The 16,932-nt window shown below is 67.2% G+C and carries 15 protein-coding genes; 8 read left to right on the top strand and 7 right to left on the bottom strand.

From position 1 onward, the window contains the following. Nucleotides 1–15 precede the first annotated feature (15 nt). The 3 genes from C7453_RS16835 to C7453_RS16825 all read right to left on the bottom strand — a co-directional run bounded on the left by C7453_RS16835 (nucleotide 16) and on the right by C7453_RS16825 (nucleotide 5,650). On the bottom strand, nucleotides 16–1,362 hold the full coding sequence (locus tag C7453_RS16835; protein WP_114729161.1) for a c-type cytochrome: 1,347 nt from the start codon (nucleotides 1,360–1,362) through the stop codon (nucleotides 16–18). A 258-nt stretch (nucleotides 1,363–1,620) separates the two neighbouring features. Next, a complete protein-coding gene (locus C7453_RS16830; RefSeq protein ID WP_114729159.1) occupies nucleotides 1,621–4,008 on the bottom strand; it encodes a glucose/quinate/shikimate family membrane-bound PQQ-dependent dehydrogenase in 2,388 nt (795 codons plus the stop codon). Between the two features lie 151 nt (nucleotides 4,009–4,159). After that, entirely contained in the window at nucleotides 4,160–5,650 is a 1,491-nt protein-coding gene (locus tag C7453_RS16825) for a mannitol dehydrogenase family protein (RefSeq protein WP_114729157.1), read from the bottom strand. Between the two features lie 232 nt (nucleotides 5,651–5,882). Here C7453_RS16825 and rpmI point away from each other — a divergent pair, with 232 nt between their 5' ends. From rpmI to C7453_RS16795, 6 genes are all read left to right on the top strand, one after another. Further along, nucleotides 5,883–6,086, top strand: a complete 204-nt coding sequence (rpmI, locus tag C7453_RS16820) for a 50S ribosomal protein L35 (RefSeq protein ID WP_114729229.1) — start codon at nucleotides 5,883–5,885, stop codon at nucleotides 6,084–6,086. Nucleotides 6,087–6,100: 14 nt separating this feature from the next. Continuing rightward, a complete protein-coding gene (gene rplT / locus C7453_RS16815) occupies nucleotides 6,101–6,460 on the top strand; it encodes a 50S ribosomal protein L20 (protein WP_114729155.1) in 360 nt (119 codons plus the stop codon). Between the two features lie 165 nt (nucleotides 6,461–6,625). Next, nucleotides 6,626–7,696, top strand: a complete 1,071-nt coding sequence (gene pheS / locus C7453_RS16810) for a phenylalanine--tRNA ligase subunit alpha (protein ID WP_114729153.1) — start codon at nucleotides 6,626–6,628, stop codon at nucleotides 7,694–7,696. A gap of 3 nt (nucleotides 7,697–7,699) precedes the next feature. Further along, on the top strand, nucleotides 7,700–10,168 hold the full coding sequence (gene pheT, locus C7453_RS16805; protein WP_114729151.1) for a phenylalanine--tRNA ligase subunit beta: 2,469 nt from the start codon (nucleotides 7,700–7,702) through the stop codon (nucleotides 10,166–10,168). Between the two features lie 5 nt (nucleotides 10,169–10,173). Then, nucleotides 10,174–11,334: a lipid-A-disaccharide synthase gene (lpxB, locus tag C7453_RS16800; protein ID WP_114729227.1), complete on the top strand. Its 1,161-nt coding sequence runs from the start codon at nucleotides 10,174–10,176 to the stop codon at nucleotides 11,332–11,334. A gap of 641 nt (nucleotides 11,335–11,975) precedes the next feature. Next, nucleotides 11,976–12,485 carry a TIGR00645 family protein gene (locus C7453_RS16795; RefSeq protein WP_114729149.1) on the top strand — a complete coding sequence of 170 codons (510 nt, stop codon included), beginning with the start codon at nucleotides 11,976–11,978 and terminating at the stop codon, nucleotides 12,483–12,485. 215 nt (nucleotides 12,486–12,700) lie between these two features. On the opposite strand, the gene C7453_RS19545 is transcribed toward C7453_RS16795, so the two are convergent. The 4 genes from C7453_RS19545 to ygfZ all read right to left on the bottom strand — a co-directional run bounded on the left by C7453_RS19545 (nucleotide 12,701) and on the right by ygfZ (nucleotide 14,822). Further along, the gene (locus C7453_RS19545; RefSeq protein WP_245949119.1) at nucleotides 12,701–13,102 is read right to left on the bottom strand and encodes a helix-turn-helix transcriptional regulator; all 402 of its coding nucleotides are present in this window, start codon (nucleotides 13,100–13,102) and stop codon (nucleotides 12,701–12,703) included. Between the two features lie 164 nt (nucleotides 13,103–13,266). After that, nucleotides 13,267–13,443, bottom strand: coding sequence for a hypothetical protein (locus C7453_RS19020; protein ID WP_170143263.1), 177 nt, complete (start codon nucleotides 13,441–13,443; stop codon nucleotides 13,267–13,269). A 39-nt stretch (nucleotides 13,444–13,482) separates the two neighbouring features. After that, complete coding sequence (gene hisI, locus C7453_RS16785) at nucleotides 13,483–13,914, bottom strand: phosphoribosyl-AMP cyclohydrolase (RefSeq protein WP_114729145.1); 432 nt, start codon at nucleotides 13,912–13,914, stop codon at nucleotides 13,483–13,485. 65 nt (nucleotides 13,915–13,979) lie between these two features. After that, nucleotides 13,980–14,822 (bottom strand): CAF17-like 4Fe-4S cluster assembly/insertion protein YgfZ, encoded by an 843-nt coding sequence (gene ygfZ, locus C7453_RS16780; protein WP_114729143.1) that lies wholly within the window; start codon nucleotides 14,820–14,822, stop codon nucleotides 13,980–13,982. A 194-nt stretch (nucleotides 14,823–15,016) separates the two neighbouring features. Here ygfZ and C7453_RS16775 point away from each other — a divergent pair, with 194 nt between their 5' ends. Both C7453_RS16775 and C7453_RS16770 read left to right on the top strand, forming a co-directional pair. Then, nucleotides 15,017–15,949: a glycosyltransferase family 9 protein gene (locus C7453_RS16775; RefSeq protein WP_114729141.1), complete on the top strand. Its 933-nt coding sequence runs from the start codon at nucleotides 15,017–15,019 to the stop codon at nucleotides 15,947–15,949. Continuing rightward, on the top strand, nucleotides 15,946–16,932 hold a 987-nt coding region (locus C7453_RS16770; protein ID WP_114729139.1), incomplete at its 3' end, for a glycosyltransferase. The genes C7453_RS16775 and C7453_RS16770, both read left to right, overlap by 4 nt.

The following is a 16,932-nucleotide window of genomic DNA, read 5'->3' as shown; positions in this document are numbered from 1 at the left end:
TCGGGACTCCGTCTCTCAATGGGACGCGGCGACCGGTGGGGCCGGAAGCGTCGCGCGGACGGCGGCGGCTTTCTTCTCCAGGTCGGTCCAGGGCGGCAGGGTGGTGCGGGTGCGGCGCAGATAGGCGGCCAGGCGGGCCAGATCGGTGTCGGTCAGCGCGTGATAGAAGCTGGGCATGGTGATGCCATCCTGCCCTTCCTCGGTGCCGATGCCACGCAGGATCACCTGGTAGAGGTTGGTCGGCTCGTCCAGCCACAGCGCGTTGTTCAGCGCCAGTTCGGGACGGCCCAGCACCGGATGCGTGCCGGTATTGGCATGGCAGGCCGCGCAGGCGCCCTGATAGAGCCGGGCATCGGCGTCGGCCGTCTGCGGCGTGGTCAGGTCGCGGGTCGAGGTGGCCATGGCCGTGGCCAGATGCTGGGCGTCGCCGGGCTGGCGGGCGTCGGCATGGTCGATATTGGCCAGGTAGTGGGCGATGGCACGGACGTCGGATTCCGACATCTCGCTCAGGCCGCCATGGACCACTGGCGACATCGGGCCGGCTGCGCTGCCGTGCAGCGGGGCCACGCCGTAGCGCAGATACTGGAAGAATTCGTCTTCCGTCCAGGTGACGGGGGTGGGGTTGGTGGCGTTGAGCGGCGGTGCGATCCAGTTATCGACCGGGGCGCCGTCATAGGGGGCGCTGGCCTTTTCCGCACCCATCGCGTTGCGCGGGGTGTGGCAGGCGCTGCAATGGCTCAGGCCTTCGGCGAGGTAGGCGCCGCGATTCCACTGGGCATCATGCGCCGGATCGTTCGTGTATGCGCCCGGATGCAGGAACAGCAGCTTCCAGCCGGCCTGGAGGATGCGCATGCTGAACGGGAAGGGCAGCGTGTTCTCGCGCTTGACCGACGAAACCGGCTTCTGCGCCATCAGGAACGCATAGACGTCGGCGATGTCGCCGTCGGTCATGTGTGTGAAATGGTCGAACGGAAAGGCGGGGAACAGGTTGGCGCCGTCACGCGATACGCCGTAGCGCATGGCGCGCGTGAAGGCGGCCAGCGACCATGTGCCGATGCCGGTTTTGGCATCCGGCGTGATGTTGCTGGAATAGATGGTGCCGAAGGGCGTGGCCATGGCGTAGTCGCCGGCCAGGGGGATGCCCGGCTGACCGTCGCGGCGGGTGTGGCATTCCGCGCAATAGCCGCCGGCGGCGAGGACGCGCCCGCGCTCGATGCTCTCGGCGGAAAAGCTGGTGGCGGCGGGGGGCGCGATCGGGGCGATGGCGGGATGCAGGGCGTAGGCCAGGAAGCCCGCGCCGGCGACGGCGCCGAGACCGACCGCGCCGGCTGCGAGGCGCAGGATGGCGGTGCGGCTGATCATGAATCTCTGGTGGACGGAAACCGCATGTCGTCACCCCTCTGTCATGCGCGGTGGCAGGTTGCCGTGCGTGCGAACTTTGGTGGGGTGGAAAATGGTGTTCCGTCCCTGTCCGTCTTGTGCCGGGCGGCCCCTCTTATGGAGCCGCCCGGCAGCCTGCAACCTTGAAGCAAGTTTTGTGACAAAATTTTAATCAATAAATCGTGAATTTTAAAAATCACAATTTGTTGAAATTTTTGTCACGGACAGAAAGGGTCGTCGTCAGTGCCCTTCCGGCAAGGCATAGGCGACGACGTAGTCACCCAGTTTGGTCCCGAAGGAGCCGTGGCCACCATCGGCGGTGACGATGAACTGACGCCCGTTGACCGCATAGGTCATGGGGGTGGACTGGCCGCCCGCGGGCAGGCGGTCCTGCCAGAGCTGGCGGCCGGTGGTGACGTCATAGGCGCGGATATAATAATCGGCCGTCGAGGTGAGGAAGGCAACGCCGCCGGCCGTGGTCAGCGGGCCGCCCAGGCTGGGGATGCCGACCTTGAAGGGCAGGGGGATGGGGGCGCTGTCGCGGATCGTGCCGTTGCGGTGCATCCAGACGATCTTGTTCGTCCGCAGGTCGATGCCCGCCATGTAGCCCCAGCCCGGCTGCTTGCACGGCAGGCCCAGCGGCGACAGGAACGGATTGAGCGTGACGCCGTAGGGCGCGCCGAACTGCGGCTGGATGCCGGTTTCCGACCCCGAGGGCGAGGCGTTGTCCGGCGAGGCCGGGTTGCCGGGGCCACGCGGGATCAGGCGCGAGACGAAGGGGATGGCGATCGGGTTGGCGATGGCGATCTGCCGTTGCGGATCGACCGCCAGGCCGCCCCATTCGAACATGCCCAGATTGCCGGGGAACACCAGCGTGCCCTGGAGCGACGGCGGGGTGAACGGCCCCTCGTAGCGCAACTGGTGGAACATGATGCGGCAAATGAGCTGGTCGAACATGGTGCCGCCCCACATGTCGGCATCCGTCAGGTTGTTCTTCGGGCGGAAGGTCAGCTCGGAGAACGGCTGGGTGGGGGAGAGGTGGTCGCCCGGCGCTGGGCCCTGCGGCACCTTGGTTTCGGGCGCGGGGACGACCAGCGTGCCGGTGCGGCGGTCGAGCACGAAGATGTTGCCGGTCTTGGCCGGGGCGTAGAGGGTCGGCACGATCTCGCCCGACGGGGTGCGGATATCGACCAGGCTGGGCTGGGCGGGGATGTCCATGTCCCACAGGTCGTGATGCACGGTCTGGTAGGACCACGCCAGCTTGCCGGTATCGGCGTTCAGCGCCACAATCGCGCTGGCATAACGCTCGGCATCCGGGGTGCGGTTGCCGCCCCAGATGTCGGGGGTCTGCACGCCCATGGGGACATAGATCAGGTTCAGTTTCGGGTCGTAGGACGACACGATCCAGGAATTGGGCGAGTTGGGAACGAAATGGTGCGTCTCGGACGGCATTTCGTTCGGATCGGGGTTGCTGGGGTCGAAGGCCCAGATCAGTTGGCCGGTATAGACGTCGAAGCCGCGCGTGACGCCCGAGGGCTCATGCGTGGAGTAATTGTCGATGACCGCGCCCGAGACGATGACCGCCTTGTCGGTGACCACCGGGGGGGATGTGGCCTCGTAGAAGCCCGGCGTCTTGACCGTCATGTGCTCCTGGAGGTCGATGACGCCGTTATCGCCGAAATGGGAGCAGCGTTCGCCGGTCTCGGCATCCAGCGCGTAGAGGTGGCCGTCATTGGTCGGCAGGAAGATGCGGCGGGGGCAGTCGATCGGGGCCTGCGCGCCGTCGATCGTCTCGGCGCCCGGCTGGGTCTCGTGGTACGACACGCCGCGGCAGGTCATGTGCTGGAAGGTGGCGTTGTATTTGATCTGCGGATCGAACGTCCATTTCTGCTTGCCGGTCGCGGCGTCGAGCGCGAACAGGATCTGGTGCGGCGAGCAGAGATAGATGGTGTCGCGGACCTTGATCGGCGTGACTTCGTCGGTGAATTCGCCGGGGTCGTCGGGGCGCTTCACGTCGCCGGTGCGGAAGGTCCAGGCCACTTTCAGGTCGTGCACGTTGGCCGTGGTGATCTGTTTCAGCGGGCTGAAGCGGTCGCCGAACTGGGTGCGGCCATAAGCCTGCCAGTCTTCGTCGGGCATGGCGGTGGCGTCGCCCGGCGTCGGCGCATTGCCGGCGATCTGGGGCAGGGAGCCGGCGCGGTCCTGCGGGTCGTTCATGAGGGCGGCGGCGATGACGGCGACGGCCGCCACCACCGAGGCGCGCAGCGGCAGGATGGTTGCGACGCCGGCGGGGCCGAGATGGCGCGTGACCGGCGGCAGCAGCAGCCAGATACCCAGCGGCACCAGCACGTCGCCGCGCGGCGCCAGGGCCCAGAAATCGAAACCGACCTCCTTTACCGCCCAGACCATGGTCCCGATCAGCAGGGCGGCGTAGACCCACAGGGCCTCGCGCTTTCTGCGGAACAGCAACCCTGCCGTGACCAGCATCACCAGTCCGGCGATGAGGTAATAGGGCGACCCGCCGAGCGCGGTGAGCCAGACGCCCCCTGCCAGCAGATAAAGCCCGATCAGGGCAAAGACCCCGGCGGTGATGGTAAGCACGGGAGGTGTCCCGTTTCGATTTATCATGAAGTGCCCGATGATTGTTGGAAGACGGATCGCGGATGCACGACGGATTTATGCGTCGTGCACATGGCGGTCATGCGATTCGTAACAACGTTTCAGTGCGATGTGAAACATTATCAACTTTCCGTGGTCATGGCCCGCCATGCCGGGGATGTCAGATTCCGGGAGCGGATTCCGGCGGGCTGACGAGTGCGCGAAGGCAGGCGCGGGTGCCGCCGGCGCGCAGGAACGTGCGGGTCTGGGTGAACAGGTCCACGAAGGTGGGATGGTCGCGCAGGCCCCAGCCGGCGAAGACCGACATGTCCAGCGCCTTTGCCGGGTCTTCGTCGGCGGCCAGGGCGAGGTCTTCGGGGCTGAGATGGGGTTCTTGGAGTTCGTAAGTGGCGCCCGTATCGTCGTGGCCGCGCAGATATTCGGCGAAGCAGGACAGCAGGAAGGCGATGCGTGCGGCGTCTGCCCCGCGTGCCAGCGTGCCTTCGGCGGTGGGGCGGACGAAGACCGGCAGTTTCGACGCGCTGTCGGAGGCGATGCGGGGAAGCTGGTCGCTGATGGCCACGTTGCTGAAGCGGCGCAGGAGCTGGGCCGCGTAGGCGCGCAGTTCCATGCCCGGCGGGGCCTGGAGGAGGGGTTCGGCATCCTGGGCCAGATAGTGCTCCAGCAGCGCCACGACGTCAGGGTTGTGCATGATGTCGCTGACGACGCGGTAGCCCATCAGCATGCCGGGCAGGCCGAGCATGGAATGCGAGGCGTTGAGCATGCGCAGCTTGACCTGCTCGTAGGGCGTGACGTCGCCGGTGAACAGGACGCCGACCTCTTCCAGTGGCGGGCGGCCGGCGCAGAATTTATCCTCGATCACCCACTGGATGAAATCCTCGCAGAAGACGGGCACGCGGTCGTCCACGCCGCTGCCGGTGTCGAGGCGCGTGATGTCCAGCGGGCCGACGCCCGGGGTGATGCGGTCGACCATGGTGCTGGGGAAGGTGACGTGGGCTTCGATCCAGTCGGCCAGCACGGCATCGCGGGCGCGGGCCCAGGTGAGGAAGGCGGTGCGGGCGACGTGGCCGTTATGGGGCAGGTTGTCGCAGGACAGGATGGTGAACGGACCGGTGCCGGCGTCGCGGCGCAGGCGCAGGGCCTCGGTCACCAGGCCGAAGACCGTGTGCGGCACCGGGCGGGCGAGGTCTTCGGCGATCGCGGGGTGGTCGAGCTGGAAACGGCCGTCGGCGTCGATGTAATAGCCGCCTTCGGTGACGGTGAGGCTGACGATGCGGATCGCCGGGTCGGCCAGGCGGTGGATGGCGGCCGCGCGGTCGTCGGGCGCGTGCAGATACTCCACGATCGAGCCGACGAAGCGCACGCTGTCCGGTGCGTCGGCCGGGCATTCGGTGAGGGTATAGAGCCCGTGCTGCGCCAGCAGCGATTCGGCCTTGGCGCGCTCGTGCGCGTCGTCCATCACGCCGATGCCCAGGATGCCCCATTGCGCGTTGCCCGGCCGCGCCAGCACGCGGTCGATATAGACCGCCTGGTGCGCACGGTGGAAATTGCCCACGCTGAGATGGGCGATGCCCGGCCGCACGGCGGCCCGGTCGTATGACGGGACCAGCACGGCGGGCGGGACCGCGCCGAAGGGGGAAAGGATTGTCATGGGATGATCCCTGGTTGATGGCCGGTTGGCCGGTCGGCCGCCTTGTGTCCGGAGGCTTCGAGGGAATTCCGTCATTGCGGCTGCAAAGGGGGAACGCAAGGCTTGATTGCGGGGTGGGGTTTGTTTATAGGCAGCGACCTGTTCGCGCGTCCGGGCCTGAAATGGGCATGCCCGGCCGTGACTGCTGTCTGACCGTTCGCGGTCGCAGCCCGCAGAATTGAAGGAGATGAAAATGCCCAAGATGAAGACCAAGTCGTCGGTCAAGAAGCGGTTCAAGATCACCGCGACCGGCAAGGTGCTGGCTGGCCCGGGCAACAAGCGCCACGGCCTGATCAACCGCTCGCAGAAGATGAAGCGCACCAACCGCGGCTCGCAGACCCTGACCGAAATGGACGGGAAGACTGTGAAGCAGTGGGCGCCCTACGGGCTGGCATAAGGAGCACCTGAAACATGGCACGTGTTAAGCGGGGCGTCACGACGCACGCCCGTCACAAGAAGGTCCTTGAGCAGTCCAAGGGCTTCCGCGGCCGGTCTTCGACCAACTACCGCATTGCCCTGGAGCGCCTGGAAAAGTCGCTTCAGTATGCCTATCGCGACCGCCGGAACAAGAAGCGCGATTTCCGCGCCCTGTGGATCCAGCGCATCAACGCCGCGGTGCGCGAGCATGGCCTGACCTACAGCAAGTTCATCTTCGCGCTGGACAAGGCCGGGATCGAGATCGACCGCAAGGTGCTGGCCGCCATCGCGTATGACGATGCCGCCTCCTTCGCCGAGATCGTGAAGAAGGCGCAGGCCGCTCTGGCCGCCTGATTGCTCCTTTACGGTGGTGATCTGGAACGGGCCGCCCCCACAAGGGGCGGCCCGTTCTGCTTTTGGGGGTTTATTCCCGCCGTCGGAGGCTGTATCCGCGCAGGTCTGCGGTTTAATACCCCATCTTAATCTGTTCTATCGCGTGTCTGTTTCCAGCGAGGTGCCATGAGCGACGATCTCGAAACCCTGCGGCAGGAGACGCTGGCCGCGCTCGCCGCTGCCGGCGACCGGCGGGAATGGGATGCCGTGCGTGTGGGCACGCTGGGCAAGTCTGGCCGGCTGACCGGGCTGCTGAAGGAACTGGGCCGGATGTCGCCCGAGGAGCGCAAGCTGCGCGGCGGGGCGCTGAACCGTCTGCGTGACGACCTGTCGCGCGCCGTCGAGGCGCGGGGCGCGGAGATCGAGGCCGCGACCCTGAATGCGCGCCTGGCCTCGGAACGGGTGGACGTGACGCTGCCCGCGCGGCCCGAATCGCAGGGGGCGATCCATCCGATCAGCCGCACCATGGAAGAGATGGCCGCCATTTTCGGCGCCATGGGCTTCAAGGTGGCCGAGGGGCCGGATATCGAGACCGACTGGCATAATTTCTCGGCGCTCAATACGCCCGACCATCATCCGGCGCGCACCGACCAGGATACGTTCTATCTGCCGGCCGAGCAGGGCAGTCTGCGCGAGCGCGTGCTGCGCACCCAGACCTCTGGCGTGCAGATCCGCACCATGCTGGGCCAGGAGCCGCCGATCCGCATCATCGCGCCTGGGCGGACCTATCGTGCGGATCATGATGCCACCCATTCGCCGATGTTCCATCAGTGCGAGGGGCTGGTGATCGACCGGGGGATCACGCTGGCGCACCTGAAGGGCTGCCTGATCGATTTCCTGCGTGCCTATTTCGGCCAGCCGAACCTGCCGGTGCGGTTCCGGGCCTCGTATTTCCCGTTCACCGAGCCGTCGATGGAGGTGGATATCGGCTGGTCGCGCAAGACCGGCGAGATCGGCGGCGGCGGCGACTGGCTGGAAGTTCTGGGCTCGGGCATGGTGCATCCGCGCGTGCTGGCCAATTGCGGGCTGGACCCGCGCGAATGGCAGGGTTTCGCCTTCGGGATGGGGATCGAGCGCCTGACCATGCTGCGTCACGGGATTCCGGACCTGCGTTCGTTCTATGAGAGCGACGTGCGCTGGCTGCGCCATTACGGCAACAGCCCGCTGTCGCCGGCCCTGCTGCATGAAGGTCTGTGATCGATGAAGTTCACCCTGTCCTGGCTGCGCGACCATCTGGATACCCATGCCACGGTCGATGAAATCTGCGCCAAGCTGAACACGATCGGGCTGGAGGTGGAGGGCGTCGACGACCCCGGCGCCCGGCTGGCCGCCTTCCGCACCGCCCGCATCGTCGAGGCGGTGCAGCACCCCAATGCCGACCGGCTGCGCGTGTGCCGCGTCGATGCCGGGCCGGGTTTCGAGGAGGTGCAGGTGGTCTGCGGCGCGCCGAATGCGCGCACCGGGCTGTCGGTGATCTTCGCGCCGCCGGGGACGTGGATTCCGGGTTCGGACATCACCATCAAGGCCGGGTCGATCCGGGGCGAGGCGAGCGGCGGCATGCTGTGCTCGCTGCGCGAACTGGGGTTGGGCGAGGAGCATGACGGCATTGCCGAATTGCCCGAGGGTACGGAGACCGGGCTTTCCTATGCCGACTTCGCCGGGCTGAACGATCCGGTGATCGAGATTGCGGTGACGCCGAACCGGGGCGATGCGCTGGCGGTGCGTGGCATTGCCCGTGACCTGGCGGCGGCGGGGCTGGGGCATCTGCGCCCCTGGCTGGCCGAGACCGTGGAAGGTACGTTCGACTCGCCCGTGACGTGGGCCAATGACTTTCCCGAAGCCTGCCCGTGGGTGCTGGGGCGGACCGTGCGCGGCGTGCGCAATGGCCCCAGCCCGGACTGGTTGCAGAAGCGGCTGCGGGCGATCGGGCTGCGGCCGATTTCGGCGCTGGTGGATATCACCAATTTCTTCGCCTTCGATCTGGGCCGGCCGCTGCATGTGTTCGATGCCGACCGCCTGACCGGCGGGCGGCTGACGATCTGCCGGGGCGCGGGCGAGAGCTTCCGCGCGCTGGACGGGCGCGACGTGGTGGTGTCGCCCGAGGATTGCGTGATCGCCGATGCGGCCGGGGTGCAGTCCCTGGCGGGCATCATGGGCGGCGAGGCGACCGGAGCCACTGACGAGACCACGAGCGTGTTCGTGGAATGCGCGTTGTTCGACCCGGTGCGGATCGCGCTGAGCGGGCGGCGGCTGGGGCTGCATTCCGATGCGCGGCACCGCTTCGAGCGCGGTGTGGACCAGGCGTTGCCGGTGGCGGCGCTGGAAGCGGCGACGCGGATGATCATCGAGCTGTGCGGCGGTGAGGCCAGCGAGGTGGTTTCGGCCGGTGACGCGCCGGCGTGGCAGCGGGAGGCGCATCTGCGCTTCGCGCGGGTCGCCGGGCTGGGTGGACTGGACGTGCCGGCGGACGAGGCCGTGGCGTCGCTGGAGGCGCTGGGCTTTGAAGTGCGCGAGCGCGATGAGGCGCGCGTGGTGGTGGATGTACCGTCGTGGCGCAACGACATCGCCATGAAGATGGTGCTGGACCAGGCGCCGGATCTTTCGGCCGAGCGCGCCTTCGCCGCCGCCGAGGGGGCCGCGGCGGTCGATTCCGAATGCGACCTGATCGAGGAGATCCTGCGTCTGCGCGGGCTGGATTCGATTGCGCCGGTGTCGCTGCCCGCGCTGTCCGCCGTGCCGCTGCCGGCGCTGACGCCGCGCCAGACGCGGACGGCCACGGCGCGGCGCGTGCTGGCGGCGCGCGGGCTGTTGGAGACGGTGGCCTATTCCTTCGCGGCGCAGGAGGCGTGCGCGCGCTTCGGCGCGGTGCCGGAGAGCCTGCGGCTGCTGAACCCGATTGCCGCCGATCTGGACCAGATGCGGCCGACGCCGCTGGTCAATCTGCTGGCGGCCGTCGAGCGCAATACGGCACGGGGCTATCCGGACCTGGGGCTGTTCGAGGTGGGGCCGGGCTTTTCGGAATCCGGGCAGAGCCAGATTGCGGCGGCGCTGCGCAGCGGGCACGCGCCGCGCTTCCCCGGCCGGACGGCCGAACCGGTCGATCTGTGGGATGCCAAGGCCGATGCGCTGGCGGTGCTGGCGGCGCTGGGGGCGCCCGTCGAGGGCGTTAGCGTGACGGCGGATGCGCCGGGCCATTATCATCCCGGTCGTTCGGGCGTGCTGCGGCAGGGGCCGAAGATCGTGCTGGGCGTGTTCGGCCAGTTACATCCGGCATTGCTGGCCGGGCGTGGACTGGACCGGCCGGTCGTGGGGTTCGAACTGTTTCTCGACGCGATCGCCGAGCCAAAGCGGCGGCGGCGTGTGGCGCCTGAACTGTCGGCGTTCCAGCCGGTGCATCGGGACTTCGCCTTTGTCGTCGGGCGCGACGTGGCGGCGGAAACCGTGCTGCGTGCGGCGCGGGGGGCCGAGCGGACGCTGATCGCCGGTGTGCGGCTGTTCGACGTTTATGAAGGTGACAAGGTGCCCGAGGGCAGCAAGTCGCTGGGGGTCGAGGTGACGTTGCAGCCGGTCAAGGCCAGCCTGACCGATGCCGAGATCGAGGCCGTGTGCGGTGCCGTGGTGGCGGCGGTGCAGAAGGCCTGCGGGGCGACGTTGCGCGGGGAAGGCTGACCCGCGTGGCGGAGGCCGCGCCGGGCCGGACGGTCTGGATTCTGGCTGGCGAGGCCAGCGGCGACGTGCTGGGGGCGCGGCTGATGGCGGCGTTGCGTCGGCGGGACCCGACGCTGCGGTTCGCCGGGGTCGGTGGCACGCGGATGGAGGAGGCAGGGCTGCGCAGCCTGTTTCCGCTGCGCGACCTGGCGGTGATGGGGCTGGTGGAAGTGCTGCCCCGGCTGCGGCATCTCTCGCGCCGGCTGGACCAGGCGGTGGCCGATATCGCGGCGACGCGGCCCGACCTGGTGGTGACGATCGACAGCCCCGGCTTTACGCTGCGCCTGCTGCGGCGCATTGCGGACCTGGGCATTCCGCGTGTGCATTATGTCGCGCCGCAGGTGTGGGCGTGGCGGGAGCATCGGGTGCGGGAGTTTCCCGGCCTGTGGGACCGGTTGCTGTGCCTGCTGCCGTTCGAGCCCGATTTTTTCGGCCGGCATGGGCTCGATGCGCGGTTTGTCGGGCATCCGGTGCTGCAATCGGGGGTCGATCGCGGGGATGGGGCGGCGTTTCGGGCGCGGCATGGGATTGCGGCCGATACGCCCGTGCTGATCCTGATGCCGGGGAGTCGTCGGTCGGAGGCGCCGCGCCTGTTGCCGGTGCTGGGGCGGACGCTGCGTATTTTGATGGCGACCTGCCCCGGTATCGTGCCGGTGGTGCCGGTTTCGCCCGTGGTGGCGGATGTGGTGCGGCGGGGGGTGGCCGACTGGCCGCTGCGGCCGATCGTCGTCACCGATCTGGCGGAAAAGCATGATGCCTTCGCGGCGGCGGGGGCGGCGTTGACCAAATCGGGGACATCGACGCTGGAACTGGCGCTGGCCGGGGTGCCGATGGCGGTGACCTATCGCGTCAATCCGATTACGGCGGCGCTGGCGCGGCGGCTGATCCGCGTGCCTTATGTGGCGATGGTCAATCTGTTGGCCGGGCATCGGCTGGTGCCGGAACTGTTGCAGGAACGCTGCCGGCCCGGCCTGCTGGCGGACACCGTGCATCGGCTGCTGACCGACGGGCGCAGCGCCGCCCTGCAACGGGCGGGCTTTCGCGCCATCGCGGCTTCGCTGGCGGCGCCGGCGGGCGATCCGGACGATGCGGCGGCGGCCGAGTTGATGGCCGTGCTGGAACGCTGATCCTTTCTTCTTTCGACCTCCATTCTTTTAATGGTCCTTGATGATCGGCGCGGTTTCGGGCGTCGAGGGGGCATCGTACATGGGGCCGCGCGGGCCGTCCGTTGGTCGTTGCCGGCGACATGGAAGAAAATATGCCGTTCACGGAACTGGAACAGGGCGTACCGGTCCCCTGCCTGGAGGCGGGGCGTTCGATTGGTGCCGTGACGGGCGCTGTCATGAAATGCGCCGGATTCATCAGTACGGACGCGCCGGCCCGGCTATGTTTTTTTGTCGCATTTTTGGGGACATCGTAAAAAGCCCCTTGATGCTTGAGGGTTGGGCGGCACAATGCATCGAATTTGCAAAGACGGTTCGGGGTACGCTTGGTGTCTTCGTCCCTATATTTTGCAAGTATTTTTGAATTGTTGTGGAATACCTCTCGCTATCACAGAATAATGATTTTCTTCCGGGTTCAAATTGAAACATTAAATAATAAACGGTAAATATCTCTCTGTCGGCGTGGCCGGACATCGTCCGTCGAGAAGGAGTCAAAAGGAATACGCTGCGGCGCAGACACAGGACTCCCGGACATCTCGGGAGGGGGGTGTGCGTGTTTTGGTCTTGAGAGGGAGAGCATCCCTGTAAATACGGAACTTGTACTGATGATCGAACGTGTTCTGGGGCAAATTCTTTTTACGAGCCGTTGGCTGCTGGCTCCATTCTATCTGGTACTGGCCTTTTGCCTTTTTGGTCTGCTCGTGAAAATGGTTCTGGTTTTTGTCGAGGAGTCCCATCATCTGTTGCACGCGACGGAAACGGATACGATCGTTTCTGTTCTGACATTTATCGATCTTGCGCTGACCGGTTCGCTTCTGGTGATGGTCATGTTGTCGGGATACGAGAACTTTGTCTCGCGTCTCGATCATGCCAATCATAAGGATTGGCCGGTATGGATGGGTCAGGTCGATTTTTCCGGGCTGAAATTGAAGCTGATGTCGTCAATCGTGGCGATTTCCGCGATCGAGCTTCTGCGTGCCTTCATGAGCGTGGATGAAACATCCAATCGTGATCTGGCCTGGTATGCGGGAATCCATCTGACTTTCGTTGTGTCGGCATTGATTCTGGCCTTCACGGACAGGCTGAACGGTCATCATAAGACAGCCGAGAAATGAGCGGGATGCTCTGGCCTGGCCCGGAGAGTGCGGGTCACTCGTGACGGCAGCTTCTATTCTTCCAGCGTATTCCCGTTTGGCCTGTGCCGGCCCGAATGTCTGGGAGAGGGGGCCGGTCCACGGGCCGATGGAGAAAGGGCGGGGTAGCCGGCGAGGATGAGGCCGGTGCTCTTGGCGCTATCGACGTGCTGGCCGAATGTTGCGACCCTACACCGTCATGTTCCGGTCTTTCCCTGCAACATGGTTGATATGGTTTCGAACGGTTCGAGCGAGAAAATGATTTCGACCGGGACGTCGAAGACCTGGGCGATCTTGAGCGCGAGTTCCAGGCTGGGCTTGTAATCGCCCCGCTCCAGAAACCCGATGGTCTGTGGATTGACGTCCACGAGGTCCGCCAGCGCCTTGCGGGTGAGGCCGCGCTCGGCCCTGAAGAGTCCGATCCGGTTGAACATGGTCCTGCATACCGTTTTTTGTTGTAAAATCACAACGAAATCTTGAGATGAGGCAAGTTTTGGGGCGGGTTCGGTCGTGGCTGATGACCGGCGCGCTTCGTTCCTCGTCGGGGAGCGGGCCGGTTTGGCAGGGCGGGGCCGGGGAGAAGGCATTGGCCGGTGCATGAACTGTCTCCTGTGGTTCGGAGACAGTTTACCGGAAGAGGGATGATTTATACCCGATTGTAAAAATTGATCTTTTTCGGGTCGGAAGAGGGTTCTGTCCGCGAACGGACGCCTTGTCCGGAAGCGGACAGGCGTGCGGGGGCGTCAAGAGTGCGGCGTGCGGGTTACTGTTTTGCGGAATCGTGGGGGGCGGGGGGCTGCGTGGTCGTGCCGTCCTGGACCGTGCTGTGCAGGGCCGTGAAGGCCGAGTGGATCGTATAGACGCCAAGCCCGATCGTCGCGGTGAGCAGGACGACGAGGAAGATGATCTTGCCGACGGGCGAGGGGGCAGGCTGGGACATCGGAGGCGCTTTCAGTGAAAAGGGGGCGGGCGCGGTGCGTCAGCCGCGCCCGTAGAGGGTGTCGGCTGCGATGAGCGGCGCGCTGGTCTCGACCAGTCCCGTGGGGCGCATGGCGTTGAAGAAGCAGCTTCGGCGGCCGGTATGACAGGCCACGCCGGTCTGGTCGACCAGCAGCAGCACCGCGTCGCGGTCGCAATCCAGGCGTGCATCGACCAGGCGTTGCACCTGGCCGGAGGTTTCGCCCTTGCGCCACAGGCCGCCGCGGCTGCGCGAATAATAGCAGACGCGGCCGGTGCGCAGGGTTTCGTCCAGAGCTTCGCGATTCATCCAGGCCAGCATCAGGACTTCGCCCGTATCGTGCTGCTGGGCGATGGCGGCGATCAGGCCGGCGGCATCGAAGCGCGCCGTGTCGAGCATGGCGGCGCGGGTGGTGGCGTCGGGTGCCGTATAGGCGGGGGCGGTGTCGGTCATGGCGGCACAACACTCCATGGTGGCGCGCCTGTCCAGCAGGCGTGGCGCGACAGGGTGGGTTCGGCTCAGTCTTTGGGCGTGTCGGCTTCCGGCAGGGTCAGCCAGTCGGGGATGTGGACCTGCACCGAATGGCCGCCTTCCGTCGTCAGTTCGTCGCTGCGATGGGCCAGCCGCACCATGGCCAGTCCGCGTCCGTCACGCGAGGAGGCCATGTGTCCGGCTTCCTTTCCGGCCTGGAGCAGCGGCGTGCCGGGCGGGGGGAGGGCTGCGCCGGTGACGGGCAGCAGCTTGCGCTTGACCAGGCCGCGATAGCGGGTGCGGGCCGTCAGCTCCTGGCCCATATAGCAGCCTTTGGTCCAGGAGATGCCGTTCAGCGCCTCGAAATTGGCTTCCAGCAGCAGGGTCTTGCCGTCCTCGCAGTCGCGCGAGCCGTCGGGAAGGCCCAGCGCCAGGCGGTGGGCGTCGTAGGCGGCGTGGTCGGCGGCGCCTTCCGCCGGGCGTGGCAGCAGCAGGCGCCAGCCGGCTTCGGCGAGGCGCGGGTCGGGGGCGCCGATGGCGGAATCGATCATCGCCGGCACCGCGCCCCAGGCGGCATGGACGGCAAAGCCGGTTTCGTCGATCGAGACGTCGGAGCGCAGGCGGTAGCGCAGCAGGCGCTGGCGAATCATGTCGGCCTGCGCGGCCTCGCAATCCAGCAGCAGACGCGCGCCGTCGGGATCGGCGAACAGGAAGAAATCGGCCACCCAGCGGCCCTGTGCCGTCAGCAGCGCCGCCCAGACCGCATGGCCCGGTGTCGCTTCGGTGACGTCGTTGGACACCAGCCCCTGAAGGAAGCTGTGCCGGTCGAGGCCGGAGAGGGCCAGGACGGCGCGGTCGGGGAGGTGGGCGAGATGTGTCGTGTCAACCATGCCTGTGATCCTATGCCTCCTGGGCCTGTCTGGAAATGGGGGCGGAGGACGGCCCCGCTGTGCGTTTCCGGGCAGGGGTTATCGTGTTCGGTCGGCGTCGCCGCCTGTGCGGACAGGGTCTGATGTGTGGTCTGCCCTCGGGGTGGAGAAGGGGCGATTTCGTCGGACGGGGCAATGGGGTAGGCTCGCTGACCATGCGTATCCTGTTCATCACCTCTACACGTCTGGGGGACGCGGTGCTGTCCACCGGGTTGCTGGATGTTCTGCTGGCCCGCTATCCGCAGGCGCGCTTCACCATTGCCTGCGGGCCGGTCGCGGCGGGGCTGTTCGAGGCGATGCCCCGGCGTGAGCGCACCATCGTGGTGACGAAGCGGAAATATGATCTGCACTGGCTGGCGCTGTGGCGCGCGTGTGTCGGGACACGGTGGGATCTGTGCGTGGATCTGCGCGGGTCGGCGGTGACGCTGTTTCTGGCGGCGCGGCGGCGGGCGATCATGCGCGGCGGACGGCGGCAGGGCGCGCGGATCGTGCATCTGGGCCAGGTGCTGCGCCTGTCGCCGCCGCCTTTGCCGGTAATGTGGACCGGTGCGGCCGATCGGGCGCGGGCGGCGGCGATGCTGCCCGACGGGCCGGTATGGCTGGCGCTGGCGCCCACGGCGAACTGGGCGGGCAAGGTATGGCCGGCCGACCACTTCATTGCGCTGGCGCGCGCCTTGCAGGACCGCTGGCCGGGGATGCGGCCCGTTATCCTGTACGGGCCTGGCGAGACCGAGCGGCGGATGGCGGCCCCGGTGCTGGCGGCGCTGCCGGATGCCGTCGATGCCGGGGGCGGGTTGACGCTGGCGCAGGTGGCGGCGGTGCTGGCGCGGTGCGGGGGATTTGTCGGCAATGATTCGGGGCTGATGCATCTTTCGGCGGCGGTCGGGACGCCGACGCTGGGGCTGTTCGGGCCTAGTCGCATGTCGGAATACGGGCCGGTGGGGCGGTGCGCGCGCGGCATTGCCGCGCCGGGACCGGAAGGGAGCGCGCCGATCGCGGGGCTGGCGGTCGCGCCGGTGGTGGAGGCGGCGGTCGGGCTGATGGAGCGGGCGCCCGTGACAGCCGATCTGGCGGGTGCAGGCGGGTGAAGACCGTTTTCGTCTATCGGGACCGTCTGCTGCCGGCTTCGGAACATGCCTTCATGCGGCGGCAATATATCGGATTCCAGGATCTGCGGCCCTGCTGGGTAGGGTGCCGGCGGGAGGGGGCGGTGGGCGATCTGCCGGGTGATGTGCGGTTTCTTGGCGGGGATGGGCCGTTGCGGCCGCTGCGTCAGGCCGCATTCAAGCAGTTTGGCTGGGGTGCGGCGCGGGATGTTGCCGATCTGGCGCCGGTGCTGGTGCATGCGCAGTTCGGGCGCGGCGGGGCACTGGCGCTGCCGATGGCTCGCGCGCTGGGCGTGCCGCTGGCGGTGACGTTTCATGGCGGCGATGCCTTCAAGGACAAGCATTACCAGCGCGGGGGGCTGCCTTCGATTTTCCATAGGCGGTGGCGGGCATTGCAGGATTATGCGTCGCTGTTCGTCTGCGTTTCGGAGGGTGTGCGGGACAGGTTGCTGGAGCGGGGAGTGCGGCCGGATCTGCTGGACGTGATCCCGATTGGGGTGGAAGCGGCGGCCCCTGCCGCCGGGCCGGTGGAGCAGTTCGTGTTCGCCGGGCGGTTCGTGGACAAGAAGGGGGTGGCGACCCTGATCGACGCGCTGCGGGTGCTGGCGGCGCGCGGGTTGACGCCGCCCGTGGTGCTTGCGGGGGACGGGCCGCTACTGCCTGCGATGCGGGAATATGCGGCGGGGCTGGAGACTGTGCGCTTTACCGGGTGGCTGGCGGCGGCGGACCTGGCGGCGCTGATGGACCGGGCGATTGCGCTGGTGGTGCCCAGCGTGGTCTCGGCCGGCGGCGATCGCGAGGGGTTGCCCAGTGTGGCGGTGGAGGCGCTGGCGCGCGGGGTGCCGGTGATCGGGTCCGACCAGTCGGGGCTGGAGGATGTGTTGCAGCCTTGCGGGGCGGGGATTGTGGTGCCGGCCGCCGATGCGGTGGCGCTGGCCGACGCCATGCAGGCGATGCTGACCCCC

Source organism: Gluconacetobacter liquefaciens (genome assembly GCF_003350405.1).
Classification (GTDB): Bacteria; Pseudomonadota; Alphaproteobacteria; order Acetobacterales; family Acetobacteraceae; genus Gluconacetobacter; species Gluconacetobacter liquefaciens.
The sequence above is the reverse complement of the archived record's forward strand: the minus strand, read 5'-3'. Positions and strand labels throughout refer to the sequence as shown.